We start from the raw sequence: 8,364 nt of genomic DNA on the forward strand, positions 1-8,364 counted from the left end.
TCGGCGCGGTGATCGCGATGGCTGTCGTCTCGGTGCTGGTGCTGGCGCTCGTCTTGCTGGGTTGCCGGCTGCTGCTCGGCAGTTTCTTCGGCGTGCTGATGATCGCGGCGCGCGACGACGAGGTGCGGCTGCGTACGCTCGGCTACGAAACGCTGCGGCTGAAGCTCGCCGTGTGGTGCCTTTCGGCGCTGATCGCCGCACTCGCCGGCATGCTGTACGTGCCGCAGGTTGGCATCATCAATCCGCGGCTGCTATCGCCGGAGTTGTCGCTGGAGATCGCCGTGTGGGTCGCGATCGGCGGCCGCGGCTATCTGATCGGCGCGGTGATCGGCGCCGTGCTGGTCAACGCGCTGAAGTTCTGGCTGTCCGCCGCAGCGCCGGAGCTGTGGCCGTTCATCCTGTCCGGATTGATCGTGCTGGTCGTGCTCGTCTTCCCCAACGGGCTGGTCGATCTCGCCAAGTGGAAGCTGACGCGGCCGATGGGCGTCAAGCGCCTCGCCTCCGAAACGCCGGAGCTGCGCTGATGGCGGTGGCGCTGCTGATCGACGATGTCACCGTGGAATTCGGCAGCTTCCGCGCCATCGATGCGCTGTCGCTGGCGATCGACTTCGGCGAAGTCCGTGCCGTGATCGGCCCGAACGGCGCCGGCAAGACCACGATGCTCGACGTCGTCTCCGGCATCACCCGCGCCAAGCAGGGCAGGGTGATGTTCGACGAGACCATCGATATCACGCGCTCGAGCGAATCCGAGATCGCCCGCGCCGGCCTGCGCCGCAAGTTCCAGAAGCCGAGCATCTTCGAGGGCCTCGACGTGCGTCAGCACATCGCCATCGGCGCGCAGGGCAGCTTGCGGCGGACGTTGTCGCCGGCCGCGCTTGCAGCGCGCGTCGACGAAGTCCTCGCCGAGGTCGGACTGACCGAGCTCGCGGATCGCTCGGCGTCAGAGCTGGCGCACGGCCAGAAGCAATGGCTGGAGATCGGCATGGTGCTGGCGTCGCGGCCGAAGGTGCTGATGCTGGACGAGCCAGTCGCCGGCCTCACCGATGAGGAAACGGAGCGCACCGCACTGCTGGTGCGCAAGCTGCGCCGGCCGGACCGCGCCATCGTCGTTGTGGAGCACGACATGGCGTTCGTCGAACAAATCGCCGATCGCGTCACCGTGTTGCACGAGGGGCGAACGCTGTTCGAAGGCTCGATGCAGGACGCCCGCGCCGACGCGCGCGTCGTCGACGTGTATCTGGGACGATGACCATGCGCTTCCGCGTCGAAGGTCTCGATCAACACTATGGCAGCGCGCAGGTGCTGCGCCGCGTCGAGTTCGCCATCGCACCGGGCGAATGCCTGGCCGTGCTCGGCCGCAACGGTGCCGGCAAGACCACGCTGCTGAAATGCCTGATGGGCGTACTGCCGGTGACGCGCGGCAAGGTGCTGGTCGACGACACTGATATCACCGCCTGGTCGTCGCATCGCCGCTCCGCGGCCGGCCTCGCTTACGTGCCGCAGGGCCGCGAGATCTTTTCCGAACTCACCGTCGGCGAAAACATCGAGGCCGCGGCGCGCGCCCACGGCACATTCGGCACGGCGACGATGGACGAGGCGATCGGGTTGTTTCCGGTGCTGAGCCAGATGTGGAAACGCCCCGGCGGCGCGCTGTCCGGCGGCCAGCAGCAGCAGCTCGCGATCGCGCGTGCATTAGTGACGAAGCCAAGCTTGTTGATCCTCGACGAGCCGACCGAAGGCATTCAGCCCAATCTCGTGGCGATGATCCGCGACGTGCTGGCAGCGTTCAAGGGGCGGCTCTCGCTGCTGCTGGTCGAACAGTATCTCGATTTCGCCGTCAGCCTCGCCGACTCGTTCGTCGTGCTGTCGCGCGGCAGCGTCGCCGAAGCCGGTCGCATCGACACCACGAGCCGCGACACGCTCGCCCGCCATATCTCGATCTGATCCCTATCAACATCCAACGGAGTGATGCGATGTCCCGCCGCCACGAAATTCCAGCGACGCCCGAGAACATGGTGTGGGGCTATCTCGACAGCGCCACGCCGCCGGTGCTCGAAGTCGCCTCGGGCGACACCGTGACGCTGCATTCGTTTCCAGCCGGCGGCAAGGAGACGCTGCCGGAGGATCGCAGCATCGTGCCGGCGGACTATCTGCATGCGCTTGATACGATGGTGCAGGGGCCGGGGCCGCATTTCATCACCGGCCCGGTGCATGTGAAGGGCGCCAAGCCCGGCGACGTGCTGCAGGTCGATATCCTCAGCGTCAAGGTTCGCCAGGATTGGGGCTTCGTGTCGATCCTGCCGCTGCTCGGCACGCTGCCGGATGAGTTCACCGACTACGAAACGATTCATCCCAAGGTCGATCACGACCGCAACGTCTGCATCATGCCGTGGGGCACCGAGATCCCGCTCGATCCGTTCTTCGGCATCATCGCCACCGCGCCGCCGCCGGCCTGGGGCCGCTGCGGCTCGCCGGTGCCGCGCGCCTTCGGTGGCAACATGGACAACAAGGAACTCCGCGCCGGCACCACCTTGTACTTGCCGGTGTTCAACGAGGGCGCGCTGTTCTTCGCCGGCGACGGCCACGGCGTGCAGGGCGACGGCGAAGTCTGCATCACCGCGCTCGAGACCGGCGTCACCGGCACGTTCCGGCTTACCGTGCGTAAGGACATGGACCTGACCTGGCCGTTCGCCGAGAGCGCCACGCATCTGATGTCGATCGGGCTCGACGAAGACCTCGACGACGCCGCCAAGCAGGCGGTCCGTGAGATGGTCAAGCACATCTGCGACCGCACCAACCTATCGCGCAACCAAGCCTACATGCTGTGCTCGCTGGCCGGCAATCTGCGCGTCACCCAGTTGGTCGACGGCAACAAAGGCATCCACATGCTGCTGCCGAAGGCGTACCTGTAAAGAGCCGGCGAACTCCCGCAGCGCCGCGCGTGGCATGTCCGGCTGCGCGCGTCCGTGCCTGCGCCGGTCGGACACAGGTCCACATATAGGGATCATTAACGCGGTGACCCTAGGCTTATGGTGCTTGGATAAGGTCATGCAACGCTGCCGGATCGCCGATGAGGGAAGACGCTGCTGCCTCGGTTCTGTCGGACGAGGTGCGTGTCCGGCTCTATGATCAGGCCCTGAACGCCGCTCGCATCGGCGCCTGGGAGTGCGATCTCCAATCCGAACGCCTGAGCTGGACGTCGGGCGTCTACGACATCTTCGGCTATCCGGCGGGCAACCCGTTGCGGCGGGCGGCAATCGTGGATCTCTATCTCGACGAGTCGCGGCGCAACATGGAGCTTGCCCGCGCCGACGTGATCCGGAGCGGTCGCCCGGTCACGCTCGACACCGAGATCCAGACCTGGCGCGGCGAACGGCGCTGGATGCGTCTGTCGATCAACGCGACCCAGGACGGCGACCGGCCCGTGCGCATCTTCGGCGCCAAACAGGACGTCACCTCCGACCGGCAGGCGCTGGAGCACCTGCGGCGGCAGGCCGAGACCGATCCTCTCACCGGTCTCGCCAACCGCGCGATCTTTCAGGCGCGTTATCGGGAGGTCGTGGGTGATAGTCTGAATTACGGCTTCGCCTCGGCGCTGGTGCTGATCGACCTCGACGGCTTCAAGGAACTCAACGATACGCTCGGCCATCTCGCCGGAGACGCATGCCTGTGCGAGGTTGCGCGACGATTGCGGCGCGCGTTTCATAATGCAGGGCTGGTCGGCCGGCTCGGTGGGGACGAATTCGCCATCATCCTGCGGGCGCCGCGCAGTCCGGCACGGATCGCCGAGGTATTACAGCACACCCTCGCGATGCTCAGCCGGGCGCTGTTCTGGAACGGCCATCGTATCGAAGTCAGCGCCTCGATCGGCGCCGCCCTGATCGGCCGCCCGCATCGTCGGCGGATCGCCGACCTGTTCGAAGAAGCCGATCTTGCGCTCTACCGGGCCAAGGCGGCGGGCCGGAACCGCGTCCAGCTGATCGGCGACGAGACCCAAAGCCGCGCGGCTTAGCACCGATTGACGGGCGCGCGAGCCGCGCCGCCGCCACTCCCGCTCGGGATATGAAGCGGCTCTTAGGTCAGAATGCCTGGAGCTGTGCGTCCGAATTCCGCGCAACATCGGAATGGCGCACCCGACACGATTCGAACGTGTGACCTTTGCCTTCGGAGGGCAACGCTCTATCCAGCTGAGCTACGGGTGCTTGCCCGTTCCTGTAGCCGATTGGCGGCGGGTCGGCAACGGGCCAGAGCGGCACCGTTGCCGGATTGGCCGACGGGCTTTTGCCAGCCTCACTCCGCCGGCACGATCATCTTGCCGATCGGCCACAGCGCGATGCCGGCGAGTTTGAGGTGGGCCCAGGCGAACGGGATGCCGATGATGGTGACGGCGAGCAGGACGGCCGTGACCAGATGGCCGAGCGCCAGCCACCAGCCGGCGAACACGAACCAGATGATGTTGCCGAGCACGCCGAGCGGGCCGGTGCCGACGTCGTCGCGGCCGGTGACCATCTCGCGCGGGACCGCCATGTAGCCGAACGGGAACAGCGTGTAGGCGGCGATGCTGAAGGCGGCGCGGGCCCAGGGCAGGCCGATGATGGTGATGGCCATGATGACGGCGGCGAGGGCCCAGCCGGCCGCCATCCAGAAGCCTCCGAGTGCGATCCAGAGGATGTTCAGAAGCAGCGAAACCGGGGACATCGGGGCATTCTCCGCGAGGGATATGGGAACGAATGTCGCTGAGTCGGGAGGTCGCCGTCCACGATCCAGCGTTGTGGCAAACCGAAGGCAGTTCGCTTTTGTCGCGAACAGTTCGCTTTCTGTATTCTATTACCCCGCAGTGCGGGATGCTGTGCTGCGGCCGCCAGCAAGCCGGAACGGAACCGTCGCTGCGGCATTACAGTTCCCGTTGCCGTCTTCAAGGAGCCCGTTCTGAATGTCTGACGATAAGCCTCACCGCGAACGCGCCGTCGTGGATCGCGGGGATGCTATCGATCTCAACCATCAGAATCACGACATCTTCTTCGCGGCGGTCGAAACGACGCGGATGCCGATGATCGTCACCGACCCGCGGCAGTCCGACAACCCGATCATCTTCGCCAACCGCGCGTTCCTGGAGATGACCGGCTACGGGCTCTCCGAGATCGTCGGCAACAATTGCCGTTTTCTGCAGGGGCCCGACACCGATCGCGACTCCGTGGCGATCGTTCGCGAGGCGATCGCCAATCGTCGCGACGTGGCGGTCGAGATCCTCAATTATCGCAAGAACGGCGCGGCGTTCTGGAACGCGCTGTTCATCAGCCCGGTATATAATCGCGATGGCGAGCTGGTGTATTTCTTCGCCTCGCAGCTCGACGTGTCGCGTCGCCGCGACGCGGAGACGTCGCTGGTGCAGGCGCAGAAGATGGAGGCGATCGGCCAGCTCACCGGCGGCATCGCCCACGATTTCAACAATCTGCTGCAGGTGATCATCGGCTATGCCGACACGCTGCAATCCGCGACCGATACGATGGCGCCGCGCCATCAGCGCGCGGTCGAGAACATCCGCTCGGCCGCGACCCGCGCCGCGACGCTGACGCAGCAATTGCTGTCGTTCGCCCGCAAGCAGCGGCTCGATAGTCGGCCGATCAATCTCAACAACATGATCGAGGCGCTGGTACAGCTGGCGCGCCGAACGCTCGGCGAGAATGTCGACGTGCAGGTGAAGACGCAGAGCGATCTGTGGAACAGCCGCATCGACCAAACCCAGGCCGAAGTGGCGCTGCTCAATCTGTTCGTCAATGCCCGCGACGCGATGCCCAACGGCGGCACGCTGACGATCCGCACCGAGAACAAGGACATCGCCGAGGAAGATACTTTGCAATTCGGCGTGCCGCGCGGTGGCAGCTACGTCGTGTTGAAGGTGACCGACACTGGCAACGGCATCTCTCCCGACATCCTGAAGCGTGTCACCGAGCCGTTCTTCACGACCAAGGAAGAAGGCAAAGGCACCGGTCTCGGGCTCGCGATGGTGTACGGCTTCACGCGGCAGTCCGGCGGCAGTACGCATATCTACAGCGAGATCGGCCATGGCACGACTGTGCAGCTGCTGTTTCCAGCGACAACGCAGGATCTGCCGAAGCCGTCGATTCGCGCTCCGATGGCCATGGACCGGGCCGGCAGCGAGCGTATCCTTGTGGTTGAGGATCGGCCGGAAGTCGCCGAGTTGGCGTGTTCGATCCTGGAGGATTTCGGCTATCATACCGAGACCGCCAGCAACGCGCGCGAAGCGCTCGAACTGCTCGACGCGGAGACGCGGTTCGATCTGCTGTTCACCGATCTGGTGATGCCCGGCAGCATGAACGGCGCGGTGCTGGCGCGCGAAGCGTTGAAGCGTCAGCCGAAGCTCAAGGTGCTGCTCACCACCGGCTATTCGGAAGCCGTGCTCGAACAGCACGATGCCGCCTCGGAAGAGTTCGACGTCATCAACAAGCCGTATCGGCGCACGGATCTGATTCGACGCGTGCGGCATCTGCTCGACGGGCCGACAGGCGTGACCTGAGCCGAGCGGAAGCGAAGCGATGCCTGTATCGCTTATCGTGTCGCGCCGATTCGACTGGTCCTCGCGGACAGCGAACGCCGACCAGCCTGTTCCCCGCACCGCAAAATCGCCATCGTCGGGGCGAATTGCGGTCAAAGCCCTCGGCCAGATTCGCGTCGGGATTTGGAAGGGAATCAACGCTTGCCCTACACCGTGACGGCGATCCGCAACGACGAGAAGATGCAGAGCGTGCGCAGCAGCGGCCTGATTGCGCTCGCCAAAGCGCGCGTGTGGGAAAGCGAAGGCTGGCTGGTCTCGATCGTCGATCCGAACGGGCGCGAGCGGGATGTCGCTGAGCTCGACGCGCTGACATCCTTCAAGCCGGAGAAATTGACGTCGCTGTCGGCGATCTTCAGCGGGGACCTGTCGCGGAGCCCGAAGGCGGCAGCGCCGGCGCGTGCGTCGGACGACGCGATGGAGCCCGAGGAAGTACACGGCCCGTGGCGCGCGGAAACACACGGGCCCTGGCGTATCGAAACCTACGGCCCGTGGTTGGCGGAGGCGCGTAGTCCCGCGGCGGAGAAGGCGCTGGCGCTCGCGTCCTCCTGAGCGACGACGTGGTCGCAGGTCTCGCAGCGGAATACGGCAACGCGGCGCCGCGGCGGCAGATTGGGCAGGCAGCCGATCAGCATCATCCGGCCCGCACAAGCGGGGCACGCACGCGCCAGCGTGTATTCACGACAGGTCTCGGACATGGCGGCCGTTCACAGGGTGAGGCCGAGATCGCGGCCGGGCGGAAACCTGCTTACCAAAGAGTTGTAAAACGTCCGCGACAGGATCGCCAGCAACCAGATCGCGATGATTCCCTCAGCCTTCATCTCTATGGTGCATGCCCTGGTAGTTCATGCGTCGAATCCACGTAGTTGTACTTAGTAATTGTACGCGGTGATGGCGCGTCGCGCGTGCGAAGTTGCGACCGCTCAACTCTCCGCTACGGCGTCGCCCCAGGGCTGTGCAATTTCGGTCGCGCCCGAATTGCTGTCGCGTTCGCGCAGCACGACGCTGGGGCAGGCGAATTTCATCGGGACGGTCTGGACTCGCGCTTCCTCATAGGTGAAGCGTTCAGCAAGCGTTGCGCGTGTGGCGCCCGGCAGACGAACGTCGCCGATCACCACCGCGCCTTCGCTGGCGTCGATCCGCGGCTGATGGATCGCCGCGTCAAGATCCATGCCGTAGTCCATCACGAACGACAGGATCTGCGCCACCGCCGGCAGAATGCGCCGTCCGCCCGAGGCGCCGAGTGCGAAGCGGCGGCCGTCCGCGGCCTGCGCGACGACCGGCGTGTAGTTGGTGAGGCAGCGCTTGCCGGGCGCCAATGAGTTCGGCCGGCCGGGTTCGGGATCGAACCACATGATGCCGTTGTTCATCATGATGCCGGTCTGCGGCGTTTCGAATTTCGAGCCGAAGCTCGACAGCAGCGTCTGTGTCACCGCCGCCATGTTGCCGTCGCGATCGACCACGGAGAAATGCGTCGTGCAGGCCGGCGCCAGATGTTCGGCGCCGAGCGCGCGGCGGCCGTCGGCGTCGCCCATGTCGGACAGCCTCTCCGCATAGGCGGATTGCAGCGCGCGCGCATAGGCGGCGTAAGCCTCGGCATCCGGATCGCCGCCTTGCGCGGTCAGGTCTTCGCTCAGTACCCGCAGCGTATGCGCCAGCGTCGGGCCGGCGGTGAGTTCGGGCGTCGCGTACACAGCGCCGCCGCGATACGGAATCCGCAGCGGCTCGCGGACATGGGCGCGGAATGATGCCAGATCCTCGACGGTCAGCGATCCGCCGTTCGCCGCCCA

9 protein-coding genes and 1 tRNA gene are annotated in these 8,364 nt (G+C 65.6%); 7 read left to right on the forward strand and 3 right to left on the reverse strand.

Annotated elements, in window-relative coordinates; all coding sequences use genetic code 11:
- The 5 genes from ACOJTD_RS01950 to ACOJTD_RS01970 form a co-directional block, all read left to right on the forward strand.
- Positions 1 to 524, forward strand: a 524-nt coding sequence (locus tag ACOJTD_RS01950; protein ID WP_420131259.1) for an ABC transporter permease subunit, incomplete at its 5' end; no start/stop codon positions are given.
- Positions 524 to 1,249 (forward strand): ABC transporter ATP-binding protein, encoded by a 726-nt coding sequence (locus tag ACOJTD_RS01955; protein ID WP_420131260.1) that lies wholly within the window; start codon positions 524 to 526, stop codon positions 1,247 to 1,249. The genes ACOJTD_RS01950 and ACOJTD_RS01955, both read left to right, overlap by 1 nt.
- Entirely contained in the window at positions 1,246 to 1,944 is a 699-nt protein-coding gene (gene urtE, locus ACOJTD_RS01960; RefSeq protein ID WP_420131261.1) for an urea ABC transporter ATP-binding subunit UrtE, read from the forward strand. The genes ACOJTD_RS01955 and urtE overlap by 4 nt, the downstream gene beginning before the upstream one ends.
- A 29-nt stretch (positions 1,945 to 1,973) precedes the next feature.
- Complete coding sequence (locus tag ACOJTD_RS01965; RefSeq protein ID WP_420131262.1) at positions 1,974 to 2,912, forward strand: acetamidase/formamidase family protein; 939 nt, start codon at positions 1,974 to 1,976, stop codon at positions 2,910 to 2,912.
- A 158-nt stretch (positions 2,913 to 3,070) separates the two neighbouring features.
- Complete coding sequence (locus ACOJTD_RS01970) at positions 3,071 to 4,012, forward strand: diguanylate cyclase domain-containing protein (RefSeq protein ID WP_420131263.1); 942 nt, start codon at positions 3,071 to 3,073, stop codon at positions 4,010 to 4,012.
- Between the two features lie 113 nt (positions 4,013 to 4,125).
- Here ACOJTD_RS01970 and ACOJTD_RS01975 read toward each other — a convergent pair.
- Together ACOJTD_RS01975 and ACOJTD_RS01980 are read right to left on the reverse strand one after the other, a co-directional pair.
- A tRNA-Arg gene (locus tag ACOJTD_RS01975) sits at positions 4,126 to 4,202 on the reverse strand.
- 88 nt (positions 4,203 to 4,290) lie between these two features.
- Positions 4,291 to 4,698 (reverse strand): YccF domain-containing protein, encoded by a 408-nt coding sequence (locus tag ACOJTD_RS01980; protein WP_420131264.1) that lies wholly within the window; start codon positions 4,696 to 4,698, stop codon positions 4,291 to 4,293.
- A 235-nt stretch (positions 4,699 to 4,933) separates the two neighbouring features.
- Between ACOJTD_RS01980 and ACOJTD_RS01985 the strand changes: the two genes are divergently transcribed.
- Together ACOJTD_RS01985 and ACOJTD_RS01990 are read left to right on the forward strand one after the other, a co-directional pair.
- Positions 4,934 to 6,538: a histidine kinase famiy protein gene (locus ACOJTD_RS01985; protein WP_420131265.1), complete on the forward strand. Its 1,605-nt coding sequence runs from the start codon at positions 4,934 to 4,936 to the stop codon at positions 6,536 to 6,538.
- Between the two features lie 180 nt (positions 6,539 to 6,718).
- The gene (locus tag ACOJTD_RS01990) at positions 6,719 to 7,126 is read left to right on the forward strand and encodes a hypothetical protein (protein ID WP_420131266.1); all 408 of its coding nucleotides are present in this window, start codon (positions 6,719 to 6,721) and stop codon (positions 7,124 to 7,126) included.
- A gap of 371 nt (positions 7,127 to 7,497) precedes the next feature.
- On the opposite strand, the gene ACOJTD_RS01995 is transcribed toward ACOJTD_RS01990, so the two are convergent.
- Positions 7,498 to 8,364, reverse strand: an 867-nt coding sequence (locus ACOJTD_RS01995) for a gamma-glutamyltransferase (protein ID WP_420131267.1), incomplete at its 5' end; no start/stop codon positions are given.

Source organism: Rhodopseudomonas sp., assembly GCF_048594845.1.
Lineage (GTDB): Bacteria > Pseudomonadota > Alphaproteobacteria > Rhizobiales > Xanthobacteraceae > Rhodopseudomonas.

What these genes read in the sequence shown, in the direction of transcription:
- ACOJTD_RS01955 (WP_420131260.1), top strand. Translation starts at nt 524, where the DNA reads ATGGCGGTGGCGCTGCTGATCGACGATGTCACCGTGGAATTCGGCAGC.
- urtE (WP_420131261.1), top strand. Translation starts at nt 1,246, where the DNA reads ATGACCATGCGCTTCCGCGTCGAAGGTCTCGATCAACACTATGGCAGC.
- ACOJTD_RS01965 (WP_420131262.1), top strand. Translation starts at nt 1,974, where the DNA reads ATGTCCCGCCGCCACGAAATTCCAGCGACGCCCGAGAACATGGTGTGG.
- ACOJTD_RS01970 (WP_420131263.1), top strand. Translation starts at nt 3,071, where the DNA reads ATGAGGGAAGACGCTGCTGCCTCGGTTCTGTCGGACGAGGTGCGTGTC.
- ACOJTD_RS01980 (WP_420131264.1), bottom strand. Translation starts at nt 4,698, where the DNA reads ATGTCCCCGGTTTCGCTGCTTCTGAACATCCTCTGGATCGCACTCGGA.
- ACOJTD_RS01985 (WP_420131265.1), top strand. Translation starts at nt 4,934, where the DNA reads ATGTCTGACGATAAGCCTCACCGCGAACGCGCCGTCGTGGATCGCGGG.